Source organism: Alkalitalea saponilacus (genome assembly GCF_900168165.1).
Classification (GTDB): domain Bacteria; phylum Bacteroidota; class Bacteroidia; order Bacteroidales; family Marinilabiliaceae; genus Natronoflexus; species Natronoflexus saponilacus.
The window spans coordinates 38,673-59,427 of record NZ_FUYV01000008.1; the positions used below are offsets into that span (position 1 = coordinate 38,673).

The window sequence follows — 20,755 nt, forward strand, 5'->3', positions numbered from 1 at the left end:
ATACGTTTATAGATTGGAGAAAAAGTATTAACAGGAGACGTTAGTATGAAGTTAAAAGGAGTTGTAGTGGATTTGGATGGAACATTTCTTACTACGAATACATTTGAAAGATATTATTTCTTTTTGTTTCGGTTGTCATTAATTCGTTTACGGATTAAAAATGCCGTATACCTTGGCTTTCTCTTACTCATTAGAAAATTTCGTATCATAAGTCACTCATCCTTTAAAAGAAAAGTACTTGGCGTAAGCAATAAGTTTGTAAGAAGAAGAGACATTCAGATGTTTGTTGATAATGTAATGGTACACACCAATAAACGAGTTGTAAGTTTGTATCAGAATTATAAGCTAAAGGGATACTACACCTGCATGGCAACTGCTGCGCCTGCTCACTATGCTAAATTAATCGGCACATATTTTGGGTTTGATGCGGTATGTGCTACTGATTCAGCCATTTCAAACATCGATGAGTGGAAGGAGAACATACGTGAGAATAAACTAAGTTTTGTAAAAGATTTTCTGACAAATAAAGGTGTCAGTATAAATGTTGTAATAACCGATCACCACGACGATTTTCCCTTGATGGAAAAGTCTTTGGAGTCCAATTACCTCGTAGATCCTTCAGTTGAGACCATTAACTTCTTGGCAAACCGACAAGTTAAATATTCACTGGTATAAAAACACCTTTTAATTTTTGACTGCCCTTTTTTATGGGTTATATTAAAAATATAGCTTACTTTATAAAATTATGAGAAAATACCTGCCAGAAGGAGCACACTTCCGAAAAGTAATGAATGGAGATAAAGTTGACCTTTTAGCCCTTTTAAAGAATGTTTGGTTGGGTCGTAAGATAGTGGTCTCCATAATGGTTTTTTTTGTAATTACCGGATTGTTTATCGCTCTTTTCTCACCTGTTAAATATAGTTCAGGAGCAATTCTATTACCACAGGTAGAAGGCCAGAAAGACCTCGGGCAGATAAGTAATTTAGCCAGTTTGGCTGGGGTAAATCTTGCATCTATGTTTGGTGAAGCTGAAGGAATCCCTCCGGACTTGTATCCCAATATTGTAGGAAGTTATCCATTCCTTCATGAGTTAATGAGCACCAAATTTAAATTTAAAAATTTCGATGAACCTTTAACTTTATATCAATACAAAAAAGAGGAAGGAAATCGCGGAGTGCTTCGACTCGTTCGAAGGTATACTATTCGTTTACCCTGGACAATAAAAGATGCAATATTTCCTCCCAAAGATATTATTTATGAAATTGAGAGTTCAGAAGCTGATGGAGAGATTGTTATTGTAGGTAAAGAAACACTTGGACACATGGAAGATGTGTTTGGGGCTATCTCAGTAGAAGTAAGCACCAGGACGGGTTTGGTTTATGTTAGTGTTTTGCATGAAGATCCTTTTGCTTCGGCACAAATAGCTAAAAGAACTGTTGAATTATTGCAGCAATACATCATTGAATACAGAACAAAACAGGTAAGTGAAAACCTGAAATTTGTAGAAATGCGGTTTAACGAGGTGCAGCAACAATTTAATAACATTCAAAAGGAGTTATATCAGTTCCGTGATGCACATCGTAATTATGTAGAGGAGAGAATCAGTTTACGGTTTCATCAGCTAAATGACGAGTATCTTTTAATGCAAAGTGTGCATCAAGGGCTTGCGCAGCAACTTGAGCAGGCCAGACTTGCCGTTAAAAAAGAGACTCCGGCATTTTCAATTATTGAGCCTGTAAAAGTCCCGGTTGAGAAATCGTCTCCACGCCGGGCGGTTATAATGATAGTCTCTGTATTGTTAGGAGGTGTAACCGGTTTTATCACTCTCTATGGAATTATTGTTTATTATAATTTCAAAAAGTTATGGTTAAACGATGAGGCTTCTATAGTTGCTTAATAATGTTGGAATGAAAAAAAATATACTAATTGTTTTTGGAACCCGTCCTGAAGCTATAAAGATGGCGCCTGTTGTTAAAGCATTCAGGCGCCATTCCGCATATACAACGAAGGTTTGTGTTACGGGACAGCACAGAGAGATGCTCGATCAGGTAATATCTTTTTTTGATTTGGAGGTAGATTTTGACCTCAACTTAATGAAGCCCGGCCAGAATCTTCATTCATTAACCAGTGCCATCATATCAGGAGTAAAGGAGGTAATGGATGCTTTCATGCCAGATTTGGTATTGGTGCATGGAGATACAACAACCTCTACAGCTGCAGCTCTTTCCGCATTTTACTCAGGGGCAAAAGTGGGCCATGTTGAAGCTGGATTGCGTACCTACAATAAATATGCACCTTTCCCTGAGGAGATGAACCGACAGTTGACCGGGCGGCTTGCCGATTTTCACTTTTCCCCTACTGAAAAAGCAAAAATCAACCTGTTAAGTGAAGGTGTTTCAGAAGGTGCCATATCCGTTACAGGCAATACTGTTATAGATGCCTTGATGGAGGGTGTTGAGCGCATTAAAAATATCGAAAATCATCCGGGTATAGAACGTCTGAAGCAGTTAACAGGAGATAATGAAGTGATCTTGATTACCGGACACCGGAGAGAAAATTTTGGTCAAGGTTTTAACGATATATGTACTGCCATAAAGAAAATTTCATCTCAGTTTAAAGGGAAAATTGTCTATCCTGTGCATCTGAACCCCAATGTCCAGGACCCTGTAAATAAATCTCTACGTGATTTGGATAATGTGATTCTGATTGAACCTCTGCCATATGAATCATTCCTTTGGCTGATGAACAGATCAAAAATTATCCTTACAGATAGTGGAGGTATTCAGGAAGAGGCTCCTTCATTAGGAAAGCCGGTACTAGTTATGCGTGAAACCACGGAGCGACCGGAGGCTGTAGAGGCTGGAACAGTAAAGCTGGTAGGAACCGATGTTGATAAAATAGTGACTGGTGTTTTAGAACTGCTCAAGAACAATGAGTTGTATCATCAAATGAGCACGAGTTACAATCCCTATGGAGACGGAAAAGCCTCTCAGCGCATAGTTGAGTTTGTTGAAAAGAACTTATAACTGCAAAGCAACTTATAAAAAAGTGGTTAACGTAATTCATCGAATAAGGAATATTGCCGGATCTAATTCAGTCCCCATGATAAAAGGGGCCTTCTGGACAGTCCTTGGCAGTGGATTTTCTCGTTTTGCATTACTGTTGGCTTCCATAATAATTGCACGCATTTTAGGAAAAGAAACGTTTGGGGAATATGGCTTCATTAAGTCTACCATTCTGATGTTTGTTGTTTTCGGGGGTGATGCCATCGGATTAACGGCATCGAAATTTGTAAGTCAGTACCTGGCAGAAAACCTCAGGGATAAACTTCTTCAGGTATCAAGGTTTTCAATATATACATCGTTTTTTACAGGTTTGTTGCTGGGGCTTCTTGTTGTTGCATTTTCTGGGCCGCTATCAATATTTATAAGTAATGATACAACTCTCATAAATGAAGTTAAGATATCTGGAGTAATCATTATTATAAGTTCCCTTAATGGATGCTTTCAGGGGATTCTGACAGGTTGGAGACTTTTCAGACCATTGGCGTTTATTAACATCGGAACCGCCTTTTTTTCTTTGGTTTTACAGGTGGCAGGTGCCTGGTATGCAGGTTTGTCCGGTGCAATAGCAGGGTATGGAGTTAGTTTGGTTATTAATTTATTGATGTTGATAGTATGTAATGCCAAAATAAATGGGTTTGAAATCTTTGTTTTCAGGATTCGTGATTATATTGAATTGCGTGGAGTTTTTATTAAATTTAGCCTTCCGGCTGCCTTAAATGGTATTTTGATTGTTCCCGTAGCCTGGCTAGGCAATGCATTATTAATTGAATACGCAGGAACGGGAGAAATGGGAATTTACAGCGCCGCATTTACGTGGCGGAATTTTGTATTAATGATTCCTGCTCTCGTTGCGCAGGTATCACTTCCATTTTTGAGCGGACTACACTCTCTTAAAAACTATAGGGATTATTACAAAATTTTAAAATTAAATGTGTGGATTAATTTTTCGGTGGCTTCCATTGTGGCTGTCATCATTTCTTTACTGAGCGGTTTGATAATGGAAACTTATGGTGAAAGTTTTGTGTCAGGGAAGTTTGTGTTAGTAGTTTTGATGCTGTCAAGCATTTTGGCATCAATCAACAGTGTAGTAGGCCAGGCATTAAACAGCCAGGGGAAGGTTTGGCTTGGAGTATTTTTTAATTTTGGTTGGGCGCTGGCTTTTTTGTTTTTTGCACAATTGTTTCTGTGGCGTGGTTATGGAAGTATGGCGTTGGCTCTTGCACATCTTATTGCTTATGCTATGCATACGCTTTGGCAGAGTTGGTATGTGCAACGAAGTTTGGGTGGTAGATAGCCGACTCAAATTTAATCCTGTTTATGAAAATACTATAATCGAAAGGAGATAAATAAGAAGATGCGAAATATAGGAATCGTTACCACCTGGTTTGAAAGAGGAGCTGCTTATGTGTCCCGACAATTTATGGAGATTCTCGAAAAGCAGCATAATGTTTTCATATATGCACGTGGCGGGGAAGCATACGCCAAAGATGATCCTAAATGGAATCGGGAGAATGTTTATTGGGGTAAACGAAACCCTTTGTTGGTTTCATCAAAAATATACAAAAAGGATTTTTTGCGATGGATTAAAGAGAATCGGATCGATTGTGTCTTGTTTAACGAACAACAGGTCTGGACTCCACTTCAATGGTGTCATGAAATGCAAATTCCTACAGGAGCTTACATTGATTATTATACCAAAGAGACAGCAGAGTTCTTTTCGGCCTACGATTTCTTAATCTGTAATACACAAAAACACTTCAATGTCTTTAAGAACCATCACCAAAGTTACTACGTCCCATGGGGAACCGATGTTGAATTATATAAACCTTTGGAAAAGCGTGTGGAAGATAATGAGAAAATGGTTTTTTTCCACTCTGCAGGTATGAACCCCTTACGTAAGGGGACTGATCTGTTCTTAAAGGCAATGGAATTGGTAAATAATGAAAACGTTAAAGCAGTCGTTCATACTCAGGTCGATTTGTCAGATTTTTTTCCGAAATTGACAGCAACCATAAAAAAATTAGTTGACAATGGAAAACTTGAAATAATACAGAAAACCGTTTCAGCTCCGGGATTATACCATTTAGGCGATGTGTATGTTTATCCAACCCGCCTTGAGGGTATTGGTCTTACAATCGCAGAGGCGTTGTCTTGTGGTTTGCCTGTAATAACTACCAATGAAAGACCCATGTCAGAGTTCGTAAAAGGTGATGAAACTGGTAGTTTAATACGAGTAAAGGAAGAGAAATACCGAGGGGATGGTTATTACTGGCCGCAATCCATATGCGATGAAAATCATCTGGCAGAGATTATTTCCGAATATGCAGAAAAACCTGAGCATGTAAAACGTATGGGTAATAGTGCAAGAAAGTACGCCGTAGAAGAACTCAATTGGAATAATAATTCTCTAATTTTAAATGATTTGTTCGAGAATGTTACTTTTATTGACGAGCTTACGAAAAAGAAAGTGCTTGAACTATGTAAAAGATACGAAAGGTCTCGTTCATGGCGTTATTATTTAAATACATTTAAACCATATATTTACTTGAAGAGAAGATTTAGGTAAAAGGCTGTTTGATTTTTATAAAAAGCCTGAATTTAAGATTTTTAATGCTAGTGTGAAGAGTGTTAATTTAACGAACTAAAATTTTTGATTATATTTTTCTTTTTTAAAGGCAAATTTCTGAGGCATAGCTGTACCTACGGCGAAGAAATCTAACGCATAAAAAAGGAAAAGAGGGCAAAAATTTGTTCGGGGAATTAGCAATCTTTACACTAGGTGTTTAGCAGGTAGTTGAGCATCGTAATAGATCATTTGTGAAACGAAGTTCGACGTATGTCAATAAAGCAGGTTAGGGCAACATGTCACATTTTTTTAAATAATTCTACTTTGACAGATTAGGATAACCTTTTACGACAGTATTAAGGATTGCTTAGGAAAATATCCGTCCGATAGAAGTGAATTCTTTATAGCCTCAACGGGGTGCAATCAGTAACATAGGGCAACGCCCTATGAATATAGAGCGAATCAATAGTCCCCCTGATAGGGCAAAAGCGTGTAATAAAATACCCTGAGAGCAGGGCGTATTAGTTGTGATAGTTTAAACCTTCAGGGTTGCCAGAAAAGAATGTGTCAAATTAGTACTAAATGCATATTCAATTTTTTTTGAATGAGACTTTTGATGTTTCGAAAGGGGCAGGAGTATAGCGTGAAGAATGTCTTACAAAATGACGTGAAAAATCAGGAATGAGAATACTAGTGATAAATACATTGTATTATCCAGACTTTCAAGGTGGTGCTGAAAAATCTGTTCAGTTGCTTTGTGAAGGGTTTGTTAACCGGGGACATGAGGTGTTGGTTTTATCAAACAGTAATTCAAATAATCAAGCAACTGTAAATGGTGTTAAAGTTCAATATTTTAAAACCCGAAATATCATTCCTTTTTTGAAGGTGAAAAAATATTTTACTATTGTAAGAATGTTGTGGCATCTTATTGATATGTTTAATCCATTTTATTTTCCCTCTTATAAAAAAATAGTCGATCGCTTCAATCCGGATGTTGTTTTAACTAATAATTTACCAGGCTTTTCGGTGTCGGTGTGGCAGTTTTTTAAAAAGAAAAAAATCCCGGTGGTACATGTTTTAAGGGATCATGCATTACTGTGTCCCAAAGGAACCATGTTTGCCGATGGCAAACGTTGTGTAAATCAATGTTTGAGGTGTCGTTTAATGTCTTACCCAAAGAAAAGTTTGAGCAAAAACATCAATGGAGTTATAGGCATCAGTAACTATATTTTGCATCGACATCTAAAAGCTGATTATTTTGTTAATCATAAAGTATGTAAAGTAATTCCTAATAGTGTAGCATTTACAGGAAATCAAATAAAAGAAGGAGTTAACGATTCAATAACTTTTGGTTATTTTGGCCGGCTGAGCGATGAGAAGGGTTTGGGTTATTTGATTGAGGAATATGGTGTATTTAATTGCAATGTTCCACATAAGCTTCTGATTGGTGGAGACGGAGAGCCACTATATGTAAAAAAGATAAAGGCATCTGCTGAGAATTCAAACATAGAATTTTTAGGATTTGTATCTTCCGAAAAATTTTATGAAAAGATTGATTATTTAATTGTTCCATCCATGCTTGAAGAAGCATTTGGCAGAGTTGTGATTGAAGCATGGCAATACGGGGTTTACGTGCTGGCTGCAAGGAGCGGAGGGATGACTGAACTTGCCGGATTTGGCAATCTCTCTCTGTTTGATCACACAGATAAAGGTGCGCTGCATAAGTTATTAAATACGTGTGCAGAACGACAACTTAAATTCAATGATGATGATTATAAGTTGTGCAAACATCATTTTGATCGTGATGTTGTTACTGATCAATATTTGGAAATAATAAATGAGGTAATAGGGTGAATTTTAGTTTTAAAAATGCAGGAATAATAATTCTGGCTCTGTTTCTGTTGAAGGAGAGTCTGGATGCGATTATCCGCTATTATTTAGCATCGATCAATTTGGTGGCACTCACTTATGTCCCAATATTTCTAATAGTAATATACGTTGTATTCAATTTTTGGGCAGAACTGAAACGCACTCCATATTTCTCGTCCATAGCGATAATTTTTATGGTAATAATTTCCAGTGTTGTAGGATTCCTGAACTTAGGGCAGCTAACACCGGCATTATTTGCCATATACGTTTTTTTTCCTTTCTTTTTTGGCTTGCAAACCGGAGACCTTGTTTACAGAAGCATTCTAATAAAAAGGATTGCATTGATAATGATATTTATTTTGTCAGCAGGTGTAATTATGGAGTGGGTTGGTGAATTGCCTTGGAAAGGTTTTTCATACGAGATTGGAGGAGTTGAAATTGAAGCGAGCAGAAGTTGGGCTTCTTTGGGTATTCAACGGTTGTCCGGCTTTGCCAGAACTTCTTATAATTTTGCCATATTAATGGTCTGTTTTTTAATTCTTTTATATGGCAGGATCAATCATTTTGCATATTTCTTATTATTCCTTAGTTCTTTTTTTGTCGTTAGCCTTTCCACTACGAAAGGAGTAATGTTGGTATTTATTGTTTTAGCTCTGTTGTTTATTGTTGGATGGATATCCCGGTTCTTATTTCATTTTGGATTCAAAACCACATTGGGTATGTCTTTGTTGGTTGGACTCGTATTGCCAATTAGCACCTTATGGGTAGTCTATGATTTAGATCTATATGACATCGTGATGCGGGTTATTTTCTTATCTTTTGAAATGCGACTCACAGATGTTTGGCCAGAGGCAATGGAGAATTTTGCATATTGGAATGATTATATTACCGGAAAGGGAGCAGGTAATGTTGGAGTCGCTTCAATGATATATAACCCGGAGAATTATAATCCGGTCGATAATCTCTATTTATATGTTCTTATAGTATTTGGTGCTCCGTTTATAGTGTTATTGGCTCTGTTGCTTCGACGGATATTTAAGTTAAAAGAAAGCGACATCTACATCAATTTATTGATGATGGCTACTTTTATTTTTGTTTATGGAATTTTTACCAATGTGTTGGAAAGTGGAATTCTGGCTTATTTCCTTGGGACACTAATTTCTGTGGCATTCAATAAATCTCCTGACGAGAATGAAAAGTCCACAGAAATTAGTCATGAAACATAGATGCAGTCATTAAGCTCCCTTCTCATAAAACCTTCCCCACTTGCTTTTCGGATCGGGAGGGGTTAGCAGTGACACTACAACCAAAACCGTAATTGAAAGAGCTGCAGCTGGCAGAATGATATACTGCTCGTTGAGCAGTTGTACTTCGTTTAGGTTCATCATTACCGAGTTGGCGATGGTGATAAAAAGCGTAACTCCCATTCCTGTGGCGATGGATGCAACACCACCGGCCACTGTTACACGTTTCCATAAAAATGCCGCCAACAGAGCCGGTGTCAATCCGGCACCTACCATCGTGTATGCTGTTAAAGCCATGGCCAGTATGGTTGAGAATTGAGTTAACAGGAGATAGGCCATTATCCCAAGCAAAACCACCATGATGCGTTGCATCAAAATAATTCTTTGTCCGGAAACATTGGGATTGATAAATCTCTGGTAAATATCCCGTGTCAGATTGGTGGATGGGGTAAGGAGAAAGCTGTTTCCTGTTGAGGTGATAATGGCAACCGATGCCATGATCAATAGAAGGCCAGCCCAAATCGGCAGACCTACTTCCGTACTGTAGCGAGCTGTATGGAGAATGATTCTTTCTGAGTTTTCACTGCCGAGGAAAAATTCTGACATCGCATCCAATGCGTTGAAATGGCTGAATGCAAATATGGCCAGACTGGCCAGAGCTGTTTCAACGATGATGGTTCCTACTACCCACCAAACCACCGCTTTTTTTGCTGATTTCTCATTTTTTGCCGAGAAAAATTTCTGATACATGTTGGACTCTCCTAACAAAAGGAAAAAAGTAGGGAGGAAGATACCCATGGCCCAGAAAAAACTTTTGTCTCCGAAAATCTGGAAATGTGAAGGATCTAATGTTGCTGTAAGGTGTTCGCTGCCTCCAATGCTGAAAAATACGATGGGAGCCGCAATAACAATGGCAATGGTGATGACGGTGCCATTGATGATGTCCACCGACACGATGGATAGCATTCCCGCGAAAGCTGTAAAAATAACAATGAAGGCAGCCGTTAGTAAAACACCCTGCCATTCGGGGATGCCGGCCACCAGGTCCAGAACAAATCCACCTGCTCTGAACTGATACCCAACGATGGTTGTGTAAGCAATCACAATCACCATGGTTCCAAGAATTCTGGCCCATTTGTTATATCTGAGCTCCAGGATGTCGGGAACAGTGAATTCAGCGATTCGTCGCACCTTCCCGGCAAGAAAGAAAACAATGATGATTCCCAGCCAGGCTCCGGCGGCCATCCACAGTTCTGCAAACCCCACGTTGGCGGCCAATCCTGCACCGGCCAAAAGACTCCCCGAGCCAAGCCATGTACACAAAAGGGTTCCAACCAGTTTAGGCGTTGAAACCTTGCGCCCCGCAACCATGAAATCTTCCTGGTTTTTAACCATGAAGCTTTTCCAAATGGATATACCCATTAATACAATCAGATATCCTATAACTACCCAGAAAAATATCATTGTGTTTATTTTTTTACTGTTTGAGAATTTCGGCCATAAAATTAAAAGAATTTCCCGGTTTATGCAGATAAAATTGAGATTTAACGTGTTGATAGCGGAGGCGTCATATAGAAAAGGAGGCTTAAAACAAAAAAAACAGGACACTCCTTACGAAGTGTCCTGCTTGGAGGTCGGTGGCGGATTCGAACCGCCGTAGACGGTTTTGCAGACCGTTGCCTAGCCACTCGGCCAACCGACCATTAATTTTTTATATTTCGAACTGATCTTCTGTGGTTTTGTCCCGACTTTTCGGGATTGCCTAGCCACTCGGCCAACCAATCGTTAATTTTTTAGTACTTTGGACTGACCTTTTGTAGTTTTGTCCTGAGTTCTTGTAATAGCCTATAGAACCGTTTTGCGTGTGCAAAAATACAAAATTATTTTATAAATCAGATTTTATTCGCATCTATCTGAAAAGTTTTTTGAATTGATGAGAATGCTTTTTGTCAGATGGGCTGGATGGAACAGGTCGATTCATGCAATTCATCGAGGACATTTGCAGTTCATCCGATTTTATAATAATGCAAAAACAATAAGTTATTCTTTTGTGAATAAAACAAAAGGTTAAATTCACATTCAAATAATTATGAAAACAAAAACTATTCTTTCTGCACTATTAGTTATCACTTGCTTTCTTCAAATCAAAGCTGGCGATAAAGAACTAGACCCCGATACGGAGAGGATGTATTGGAGATTTATAAAAGAGCGTTTATTTGATGGGCAAAATGCTATTGCATCAAAGTTCCAGAAAAATATTTATATAAATCTGATAACCGAATGCAGCAATGATAGTGTTATTGTGAATGATTTAATAAAAGTACTAAAAGAATTAATTCCTGACAGGGAAATTGGGTTTTGCCGCTCAATATATGATAGACCCGAGATAAATATTGCCGAAGAACTAATATTTCTGGGTATTAACAAAGCTCCGATGTTTTCCAACCGTGAATTTAGAAGTTCAAAAAACATCAATGGAAACCAAATCTTCTATGATGGTTTTAAGGGAATATATCAACCTGAAATATACATGCAAATAATCCATATTAAATTAAATGATTCGGTAACCTTCGCAGAAAGAAAAAGATATATTGAATTTGCAGTATTGCGATCGTTATGTACCATAAAAGGAAGGCCGAAAGAAACATACACTTTTTCCCCTAATGCCATATTCAATGGGTTTGACTATGAACCATATGGTACAGAATTCTCTGAAGTTGATAAGTTCCTGATTCAAAAACTTTATTCTGAGGATTTCCATGAGCAGTTTAAAAAGTTTTTAATTGAAGATAATTCACGTAAATATTATAGAGCATTTCTTTATAAAGATCAATTTAGCTCTATTAAAACACTAATTGCCATATTAATAACGTTATTGGTTATTGCAACATCTTATAAGACCATCCTTTTCAGGAATTACAAACACAAATTTTTTAACTACATTATTATAGCATTGTTGCTTGGAGTTACTACAGTCATAACATTTTTAGTACTTCAACATGTTGCATCAATCGGAGTGTACCGACTAAGCACAAACGCCATATTATCTGGTGCTTTGCTTATACTTTATGTTACAATGGCTTCAATTTTATACGGTGTTGAGCATTTGTTTATACGCCCAGGCATGTCCTTTAATAAAAAGACATTATTAAAAATTATTTTCTTCTTCACAATTACCAGTATTCCATCAATTATTCTAAGGAATACAGTTTCCGGTTTCAACACAGCCATGATGATTAATCTTATAACATTGGGGTTTGTTATAGCCTTAGGTCGTGGATTTTTATTATATATAAAGGAAGTAGGTGATTCCGCAATTCGCAGGAAAGATGTTGAGTTGCTAAAACTAGAGGAATTAAAGACAAAAGCTGAGATGCAATCATTAAATGCCAAAGTAAATCCTCATTTTTTATATAACTCATTAAATTCGATTGCGGGATTGGCACATAGTAACCCAGAGAAAACTGAAAAAATGGCGGTTGCACTATCCAATTTATTTAAATACAATATAGATCGCACTTCAAAACAATATAGCACTATATATGAAGAGGTGGAGATGGTAAAGGCATATCTTGAAATAGAGAAAATACGATTTACCCACCGTTTAAACTATTCAATCCATATAGATGCTGATTTAGAAAGTATAGAAATACCCAGAAATTTAATTCTGCCATTAGTTGAAAATGCAGTAAAACATGGAGTCTCTAAAATAGAAGAGGTTGGAGAGATAAAATTATCAGTCGAAAAGTCTGATAGTGGATTTTTTATTAATGTATTAGATAATGGCCCCGATTTTCCCGATGGATTAGTCAGAGGTTTTGGATTAAAATGCGTTCAGGACATCATACAGTTATACTATAACGGGAAAGCTGAATTTAGTTGGCAAAATGAACCCCAAAAAGTGGTTACTATTGACGTTAATTCAGCAATATAAATAAAATACTTTATGGAGAAGATTTTGAAAACCGTTATCATCGATGATGAAGAGCCTGCAAGGCAAAGATTAAAAGAACTGTTGGCTGTTTATCCAAATCATTTTGATATAATAGGAGAAGCAGAAAATGGCAAAAAGGGATTGGAAATAATCCATCGATTAAATCCGGATCTCCTGTTTCTTGATATTCAAATGCCTGGAATGAATGGCTTTGAACTAATAAAACAATTAGATAATATCCCAATAATTGTATTTTGTTCTGCGTTTGATCACTATTCATTGGATGCGTTTGAAACCAATAGCCTTGACTATCTGTTAAAACCCGTTAGCTCAGAACGATTTTCAAAGACTGTTGATAAACTAATGCGATTTACAACCAAAGTGGATCACAAAGGATTGATGGATCTTATAAAAAAGTTTGAAGAACAAATAAAGCAACCTGAAATAACGTCAATAACAATAAAAAAAGGAAACAAGCTATTATTCGTGAAACTTGAAGATATTTCCTATTTCAAAGCAGAAGATAAATATGTAAAAATTCAAACAGTTCAGGGTAAAGATCATATTACAGAAAAGCCATTAAAAGAATTGGCAGAAAAGCTGCCAAACTCATTCATTCGGATACATCGGTCCATAATAGTCAATAAAAAATCAGTTAGAGAATTACAAAATTACTTTAACTGCAAATATGTGTTTATCATGAATGACAAGTTGAGAACAAAGCTATACTCCGGAAGAAGTTTTCAGACCCAGATAAAAAAGTGGGTTGATTTGAGCTAAGGTGCAACATCATTTTATTGAAATATTTGCAAATGAAACGAGTTCCGGCATGTGAAACCAATAAAAGATTGGTATATTTAAATAGTATTAAGTAGTGTTTTGCTGGAAGTTGTTTAGCAATTTGCCACCCCTTTTCCAATTGTTGAAGGTAGTTTTACAAGTATACCTGGACAAGACGAAATAAAAAACCATTTCATGTGTTATAACATTGCATTTCTTCAAAAACGGCTGGAAAACTATGTGAAACGTTATGAACCGATCCTGCCGCACGATTTACCCAGTAGCAAATTGGTTAAGAAAGACTTGCCGGTGTACTATTTCGTAAGCGGTTTTGAGCATCCTGTTTTGCCTGTGATAGCAAACGATGGTTTGTATTTCAGCCAATGGGGATTAATTCCCCATTGGGTAAAAGATGAAAATAAAATTCCGGAGATCATGAAAATGACTTTAAATGCCAAAAGTGAAACGGCATTTGAAAAGCCATCTTTTAAAAAAGCCATAAACTCACAAAGATGCCTGTTGGGAATTGATGGTTTTTACGAATGGAAAACCATCAATAAAATGAAGTACCCCTATTACATCTACCCATCAAATCAGGATCTGTTCTCACTGGGGTGTCTCTATGATATTTACATACAACCCAATGGCACGACAATTCATTCATTCAGTATTCTTACCACCGCAGCTAATCCCATGATGGAAGATATTCATAACACCAGGAAACGCATGCCGCTTATAATTTCGCGGGATGATGAAAAGAATTGGGTAAAACCGGATTTAGCAACAGAGGAGATAAATCAAATAATGAGGCCATTTCCCGAATCCGGGATGCAGGCGCATCCGGTTTCAACGCGTTTAAATAGCCCGACTGGAAATAGAAACACCCCTGATGCCATGAACCCTATAAATCATTCACTCCTGTTTTAAAATTTAAGAACCGTTCTTATCAAAAACAGTATATTTGCACAAAAAGTATCATGCCTACCTTCCTTTTTGATGATATTATATTTGGACCTGTAAAAAGTCGCCGATTAGGGGTTTCGTTAGGAATAAACTTATTGCCGGGAAACCGGAAAGTGTGCTCGTTTGATTGCATATATTGTGAATGCGGATTCAATCCGGGAAAAGATGCTCCTTCTTCAACCCTGCCTTCACGGGATGAGGTGTACGATGATCTGGAAGTTCAATTAAAGAACATGATTGCTAAAGACAACCCACCGGATGTTATCACATTCGCCGGAAACGGAGAGCCAACTTTGCACCCTCATTTCCCCGGAATAATCGATGACACCATTCTGCTTAGGGACAGATATTGTCCCGATGCCAGAATTGCCGTCTTATCCAATGCAACCAGGATTCACTCCCCGGCTGTTTTTAATGCCCTGTTAAAGATTGATGACAACATACAAAAACTGGATTCAGCCAATTACGATACAATCAGATTGCTTGACCGGCCACAGGGACGCTTCGACTTGGAAGAAACGGTAAAGAACCTGAAAAAATTCAACGGACATGTAGTCATTCAGACTCTGTTTGTAAAAGGAACATTCAATGGTACAGCCATTGATAACAGCACCGATGAAGAGGTTTACCCATGGATTAATCTATTAAAATTCATTGCACCGTCGGAAGTCATGGTTTACACCATTGCTCGCGACACGCCGGTGAACACCCTTGAGAAAGTCCCGTTAAGCAGACTAAAAGAGATTGCTGATATGGTTAGAGCAGCCGGCTTTAAAGCAAAAGTTTCCGAATAATTTTCTTCCAGATGAGGCAAAAGCAGGAAAAACCGGTGATAGTTTGCCCACTCAATTGGGGATTGGGACATGCCGCCCGCGACATTCCAATAATCCGGCTTCTGAAAGACGCCGGACACCGCGTTATTGTTGCCACGGATCCTAAAATAGAAAAGTTTTTAAGCCAGGAATTCCCGGATTTAGAATTTGAATATTTCCCCGGACCAAAGATCAACTATACGAAGTATGGTTGGCTGCTCATCCCAAAATTGCTTTTTCAAATCCCAACCTGGATTAAATGGTATTTTGCAGAGCTAAAAATGATTGCGGAACTGGTAAAAAAACACCACCCCAAATGCATCATTTCAGACAACCGTTATGGCGCTCGTCACAGGAGAGTGAAGAGCATCATCATTACGCACCAGCTGATGCTTAAAATGCCGAATTGGGGTCGATTTATGGAGTATCCGGTTCACCGATTTATCAAATTTATGGTGGAGAAATTTGATGAGTGCTGGATTCCCGATAATCCCTCCGAATCATCCCTCTCCGGTGACCTCGCTTTTAAGTATCCCCTTCCAAAAACAACCAAGTTTACAGGTGCTCTTTCAGATTTCATGTTTCAGGATGATGAATTGAATCAATCAAATTTAAAAACCGATATTCTCGTCATGCTTTCCGGGCCGGAACCTCAAAAAACGATGTTGGAAATGCGACTCTATCCATTACTAAAGAGTCTTAATATGAAAATCGCTATTCTGAGAGGCGAACCGGAATTGACAAGTCACTCAGATGATGATACTTTAAAATCGGATTCATTGATACAACGAATCAATCATTTGCCACGAAAAGAAATTAAACAACTCATAAAGGAAACTCCATACATCATAGCCAGAGCAGGCTATACATCCATCATGGATTTGTGGTTTGTAAATAAATCAGCACTGCTGATTCCAACACCGGGCCAAACTGAACAAGTTTATCTTTCTGAGTTTAATCGGTCTCGTCATTTTGTTGTGAAACAAAATGCGATTGATGCAAAAAATATCAAAAAATATTTAAACAGCATTAACAACAACGATCAGCACTTATTCAACAGGAATAATTATCTGGAATTTGTTCTACAATCCATTTTCTGACCAACAGTCATTTGTCACATATTTTTGACCTTTGGTCAAAAATGAGCAACCTTTCACCACAAATTACATATAAAAAGCTGATTGGGATCAAGGTGTTCAGCCTTAACCGTATTGAAACATTTTTGATTGAATATCGTAAATGTGATCAACAACCTAATATATTAAATACATTACCATGTTGAATTGGATATTATTGCCTTTGGTGATAATTGTTGGTGTAAGTCTTTGGTTATACAAATATCTTCTGCCGGTAATTACCAAAAGAAAGGCACAGGCTATTCTTTATAACATTATTTTTCCTAATGGATCCGATCAGAAAAAAGAAGTTATGAAGAGGTTTCATGAATTCACGAAACACCGGTTTTCCGATGAGCAGATTCTGGACTATTTTATAAAAATTAAAGGGCTTCAGAGTATGAACGTTTGTAATACAACAAACTTTTGGATACGAAAATACTTGCTGAGTCCAACTGACATTAAACTGAACTATTTTGAGCAGGTTAAGTTCTATGAACTTTTTATGAATTATCCGGGAAAATCCAGCAATAGAACATTGCAGAATTCATTCACAAATATGGATGAAGCTGGTGAAAATGGCTCGGAAATAACTATAAATAAGCCAACAAATAGTAGAATAAGCGTTTAGGACAGTTCTCTCTTAAAAAGATTGGCGGATTTCATGTTCAAATTTAATCATGGAATCCGCTATTTCATTTTTAAAACTTTTAAACTTCTTTGATTCAACTCCTGATTTTGCTTCAAATTTTTCTGTGATTTTTTTAAGATACATTAAATCATGCCATTGTCCGATCAATTGCTCTATGTGACGGTAATAAACAACTTTGCCTGACTCAGGATGCGACAACAGATCGGATTCAAACATCTGAAGCAACAGATAGTTCCGCTTTAACCATCTTCTGGCATCGTGCCACTCTTTTCCCGGTGGATGCGCTTCTATGAGGCTGCCTGCTAAAGTCGCATTTCGTTCCAAATGTTGGAAAAACATATCATTGTTTCCTTTGTATGCCTGATCCAGCAACTGGGAGAAAAAAGTGCTAAACATCTGTTCGTTTAAAAGGGAAATCTCATTGGCAACCTGGAAATATTTGTTTTTTCGTTTTTGAAGCTTTCGCATTATGTAGTCGAGAAACTCTGCAGGTGGTTTCGTTTTGATATAATCAGAGATGGTTAACAATGCAACCTGCAGGTTCCTAACCTTACCCGAAGCTTTGTAAACAGGTTTTACCGGAAGATCAATCTGGTTGATCGCTTCTTCAGCATCATCATGGCATGAGGATTTAAGATATTCTTTTATGGCCACCAGCCTTTTCATTGCCACTCTGGAATGATGAATGTATTCAGATTCCCCTTTCCGGACTGACATGTTGAAATTATCGAGGAAAAGAGCATACTGCTCTTTTCCTATTGCATATATTAAGTTCTTTTCCACCTGACAGAAAATTTCTGATTCATCAAAAAATATATTGTTGATCTACTTCTCTGACTGCTAACGTTTGATTTCAGAGGTCAATGGGTGCCTCAATCCTTCAGCATGGGTAAAAACAGCTTTAACAGATCCAATCAAAATTTTGGCCTCCACAACAATAGGAACCCGGTTTTTGTCATCGGTGACCCAGACTGTCATGTCTTCTCCGGCAGAAAAAATGGTTCCTTCAACCAGCAATGGAGAAAATTTAAGACAGTTAAATCTGCGGCCATCCCTGTTTCTGGCCACCTCCTTTCCCAAGTATCTAATATACAAATTATGAATTTCTCCGTCAATGATCATGGTGATAGGAATTTTGTCGTTCTTTTTGTATTTGGAGAAATCGATGTTCCGGGCTTTGTATATCATTGACAAGATATCGAATGTACATTCGGGCCAATCAATAAATGAAAGTTCAAAAGGGCTGTTTTCCCTGCTGATATTGGTGCGTATCGATCGGTTATCCTCATTAAAAATGTAATGATGGGATGCAGAATAGGAGCCTTCGTTTGTAATTTGCCGATACTCAAACGGAGTTAATTTCAAAGGATCCACATAAACTTCAAAGGTATCTCTAACTCTGAAGAGTCTGTCGTATCCCCGCTGTGTAACTCCGATGCTTTTCATAAAATAAGCGGGTTTTCCACGCCATTTTGCCTCATCCACAGTAAATGTGACTTTTCCGGCATTCAGCCAGATAAACTTCCAGTTGTAATAAGCATCGTAGTAAACCTTTTCACCGGGACCAAAAGCGGTGTTTTCTGTATCACAAAACCCGGTGGCTCCAAACAAAGGAACATATGCAGATAGCAGGACTACAATCAGGATTTTTTTCCAACACATACCTCAAGTAAAAAGAGATTTTTATCACTTAACATCATCGTCGCTGCCTTTGAGATCCTGTTCTCTGACGATGCGTCTTCACAAATTCATGGATGTCAAACTCATGTGGATTCCAGGGAACATGGATGCTCCAATTGGCTCTTACATTGAGAAGTTCCGGGTAATAGAATAATCTTTCAGGCTGAATGTTCTTCTCCAAATCTCCGGTATCCCATTTACCATTGCCATTTTTATCGTCAATGATCCTCAACATGTACTCTCCTGGGCGGAGATACCTGAATGCTATCCGCCCATTTCGTGGAACCGGAGCTTGGCGGACTACCCTTTCCTGTCTGTTCATTAGCTGAATTAACCATGTGGGCTCAGGACTTTCTATCTCAACATAGAATATACCGTAATCATCTTCCTTTCGAACGGAAAACTCCTGTCGAAAAGCATTGGTTGAAACACCGTATATATCAGTAAATGCTGCTGAGTCAGCCTCTAAAATATATCTGCCCCCGGCTTCCCTGTTAAACTCAAATACATACCTGCGAATTCTGACTGAATCCTGACGAAGATCAAACTCCATTGCTTTTGGGATGGTGTCTACCATTTCAAACATCCGCAACCCTGCGTAATCTATATTCTTTAAAGGAGTAGGGAAACGCAGACTCAATTCTTCCAGAATGTCGAGGCTGGATTTTAGCCCCTCCTGTCGCAACACCGGTGTTGGCGGTGGCTCATCATCTCCTCGTCTCCGACGACCTTGACCTCCACCTGTCTCAAAATAGTAGAGATTGATGGTGTCCTTTTTCCATGTCACTTCTCTTAGTGAATCAAGCATGGGATATTCCAGACTTATCCTTAATGTGTCGCTGTTTATCAGAGTTGTGTCTCTCAACCATAAATAGACACTATCGTGAGCAGTAGTATGCTCATATATAAACCAATCTTCCGCCTGTCTGTTTACCAAACCGACCTTAACTGGTTCCAAAAGCCTACGGCCAAACACGAAATCGATGCGATTTCGTGCTCGTCTTTCGAAATCTCTCAAAAATTGCGGAATGTTATCTTCCTGAAAGAGGAACAACTGCAAACTATCTGGGAGATATGCCTCCTGTTTTACGATGATTGCAGAGTCTGAAGAGATGGAGTCTATCACTTCATGATAACCGATATAAGGCACAATGATGTCTGAATAAAAGGCAATGCGCTCACCTGGCTGATCGTATCTGAAATTTCTGTTGGCATCCTCCAGGGCAAATAATCTGTAGTCACCGGGTGCCAGATTTTGAATAGTAAATCTGCCTTCAGGATTGGTTTTGGTTACCCGTATGGGAACCAGTTTGCGAAAAGCTGAGTCGGCATGATTACTGTGTACCATTACCAATGCACCTGGAACAGGCTCATAATTGGTGGCATCAAATAAATGGCCACTAATTTTAAGGCTGTCAATAATCTCTCCGGTTGAAAATGAGAATCGGAAATCGTGCAATATATTTCCTTCGTTATTATCCCTTACAGCATCGGCAAAGTCAAGAGTATAAGTGGTATTGGGTTGAAGATCCTCGTTAAACTCTATCACAAGAGCATTTGCTCTTGCTGTAACGGTGGGTTGCTGATTCACCGGTGGAGATACCATTAACTTTTGAAAGATATCTGTAACCTGAATCAGTTCATCAAACTCAATTCGAATATTACGTCCGGTAAAACTCAAGGAGTTCTCAGGTGGGAAAGATCTCACCATAACCGGGGGCTCTTCATCGCGGGGCCCTCCAGTGGGCATTCCGGTGCTGGCACAGCCACCGGGTAAGAAAACGATTAACACAAAAACAACCAGTAAGGCGAAAGGAACTCTGTATTTACTTATAATTCCTGCGGTTATGTTTCTGTATAAAAAATCAATCCCGTGCTTTAGCATCTGATATAACGAAAACAGTTAGTACTCATTTTAAAGAAAACGGAAACAAAATATTATCACGGCACAATATATGCTGCCAAAATATTAAGAGAGACAAAGGTATAAACTTTATTGGTATAATATTAATCTGCAATGTTGACAAATTATTGATTCAAGTGCTCCATACATCTAGAAAAATCGTTGTGGCAAT

The 20,755-nt window shown here is 38.1% G+C and carries 17 protein-coding genes and 1 tRNA gene; 13 read left to right on the top strand and 5 right to left on the bottom strand.

Going from position 1 to position 20,755, the window contains the following annotated elements; all coding sequences use genetic code 11:
- The first annotated feature begins 45 nt into the window (after positions 1 to 45).
- The 7 genes from B5X70_RS07975 (at position 46) to B5X70_RS08005 (ending at position 8,726) form a co-directional block, all read left to right on the top strand.
- Positions 46 to 675, top strand: a complete 630-nt coding sequence (locus B5X70_RS07975; RefSeq protein ID WP_079557375.1) for an HAD family hydrolase — start codon at positions 46 to 48, stop codon at positions 673 to 675.
- A 70-nt stretch (positions 676 to 745) separates the two neighbouring features.
- Complete coding sequence (locus tag B5X70_RS07980) at positions 746 to 1,897, top strand: Wzz/FepE/Etk N-terminal domain-containing protein (protein ID WP_079557376.1); 1,152 nt, start codon at positions 746 to 748, stop codon at positions 1,895 to 1,897.
- Between the two features lie 10 nt (positions 1,898 to 1,907).
- Positions 1,908 to 3,026 carry a non-hydrolyzing UDP-N-acetylglucosamine 2-epimerase gene (gene wecB, locus B5X70_RS07985; protein ID WP_079557469.1) on the top strand — a complete coding sequence of 373 codons (1,119 nt, stop codon included), beginning with the start codon at positions 1,908 to 1,910 and terminating at the stop codon, positions 3,024 to 3,026.
- A 76-nt stretch (positions 3,027 to 3,102) separates the two neighbouring features.
- Positions 3,103 to 4,359 carry an oligosaccharide flippase family protein gene (locus B5X70_RS07990; RefSeq protein WP_143255048.1) on the top strand — a complete coding sequence of 419 codons (1,257 nt, stop codon included), beginning with the start codon at positions 3,103 to 3,105 and terminating at the stop codon, positions 4,357 to 4,359.
- 60 nt (positions 4,360 to 4,419) lie between these two features.
- The gene (locus B5X70_RS07995; protein ID WP_079557378.1) at positions 4,420 to 5,631 is read left to right on the top strand and encodes a glycosyltransferase family 4 protein; all 1,212 of its coding nucleotides are present in this window, start codon (positions 4,420 to 4,422) and stop codon (positions 5,629 to 5,631) included.
- A 681-nt stretch (positions 5,632 to 6,312) separates the two neighbouring features.
- Complete coding sequence (locus tag B5X70_RS08000; RefSeq protein WP_079557379.1) at positions 6,313 to 7,485, top strand: glycosyltransferase family 4 protein; 1,173 nt, start codon at positions 6,313 to 6,315, stop codon at positions 7,483 to 7,485.
- On the top strand, positions 7,482 to 8,726 hold the full coding sequence (locus B5X70_RS08005) for a hypothetical protein (RefSeq protein ID WP_079557380.1): 1,245 nt from the start codon (positions 7,482 to 7,484) through the stop codon (positions 8,724 to 8,726). The genes B5X70_RS08000 and B5X70_RS08005 overlap by 4 nt, the downstream gene beginning before the upstream one ends.
- A gap of 9 nt (positions 8,727 to 8,735) precedes the next feature.
- Here B5X70_RS08005 and B5X70_RS08010 read toward each other — a convergent pair whose 3' ends face one another.
- Together B5X70_RS08010 and B5X70_RS08015 are read right to left on the bottom strand one after the other, a co-directional pair.
- Entirely contained in the window at positions 8,736 to 10,208 is a 1,473-nt protein-coding gene (locus tag B5X70_RS08010) for a sodium:solute symporter family protein (RefSeq protein ID WP_079557381.1), read from the bottom strand.
- A 164-nt stretch (positions 10,209 to 10,372) separates the two neighbouring features.
- Positions 10,373 to 10,446, bottom strand: a tRNA-Cys gene (locus B5X70_RS08015).
- A gap of 387 nt (positions 10,447 to 10,833) precedes the next feature.
- Between B5X70_RS08015 and B5X70_RS08020 the strand changes: the two genes are divergently transcribed.
- The 6 genes from B5X70_RS08020 to B5X70_RS08045 all read left to right on the top strand — a co-directional run bounded on the left by B5X70_RS08020 (position 10,834) and on the right by B5X70_RS08045 (position 16,979).
- Complete coding sequence (locus B5X70_RS08020) at positions 10,834 to 12,678, top strand: sensor histidine kinase (protein WP_079557382.1); 1,845 nt, start codon at positions 10,834 to 10,836, stop codon at positions 12,676 to 12,678.
- Positions 12,679 to 12,690: 12 nt separating this feature from the next.
- On the top strand, positions 12,691 to 13,458 hold the full coding sequence (locus B5X70_RS08025; protein ID WP_079557383.1) for a LytR/AlgR family response regulator transcription factor: 768 nt from the start codon (positions 12,691 to 12,693) through the stop codon (positions 13,456 to 13,458).
- A gap of 195 nt (positions 13,459 to 13,653) precedes the next feature.
- A complete protein-coding gene (locus B5X70_RS08030; RefSeq protein WP_079557384.1) occupies positions 13,654 to 14,385 on the top strand; it encodes an SOS response-associated peptidase in 732 nt (243 codons plus the stop codon).
- 50 nt (positions 14,386 to 14,435) lie between these two features.
- Positions 14,436 to 15,215 carry a radical SAM protein gene (locus tag B5X70_RS08035; protein WP_079557385.1) on the top strand — a complete coding sequence of 260 codons (780 nt, stop codon included), beginning with the start codon at positions 14,436 to 14,438 and terminating at the stop codon, positions 15,213 to 15,215.
- An 11-nt stretch (positions 15,216 to 15,226) separates the two neighbouring features.
- Positions 15,227 to 16,333, top strand: coding sequence for a glycosyltransferase (locus B5X70_RS08040; RefSeq protein WP_079557386.1), 1,107 nt, complete (start codon positions 15,227 to 15,229; stop codon positions 16,331 to 16,333).
- A 175-nt stretch (positions 16,334 to 16,508) separates the two neighbouring features.
- Entirely contained in the window at positions 16,509 to 16,979 is a 471-nt protein-coding gene (locus tag B5X70_RS08045) for a hypothetical protein (protein WP_088328629.1), read from the top strand.
- A 12-nt stretch (positions 16,980 to 16,991) separates the two neighbouring features.
- Here the strand turns inward: B5X70_RS08045 and B5X70_RS08050 are convergent, their stop codons facing one another.
- The 3 genes from B5X70_RS08050 to B5X70_RS08060 are packed head-to-tail and all read right to left on the bottom strand — an operon-like array spanning position 16,992 to position 20,565.
- The gene (locus tag B5X70_RS08050) at positions 16,992 to 17,783 is read right to left on the bottom strand and encodes a CHAD domain-containing protein (RefSeq protein ID WP_079557387.1); all 792 of its coding nucleotides are present in this window, start codon (positions 17,781 to 17,783) and stop codon (positions 16,992 to 16,994) included.
- Between the two features lie 57 nt (positions 17,784 to 17,840).
- Entirely contained in the window at positions 17,841 to 18,662 is an 822-nt protein-coding gene (locus tag B5X70_RS08055; RefSeq protein WP_079557388.1) for a DUF3108 domain-containing protein, read from the bottom strand.
- A gap of 34 nt (positions 18,663 to 18,696) precedes the next feature.
- Positions 18,697 to 20,565, bottom strand: a complete 1,869-nt coding sequence (locus B5X70_RS08060; protein ID WP_079557389.1) for an Ig-like domain-containing protein — start codon at positions 20,563 to 20,565, stop codon at positions 18,697 to 18,699.
- Positions 20,566 to 20,755 lie beyond the last annotated feature (190 nt).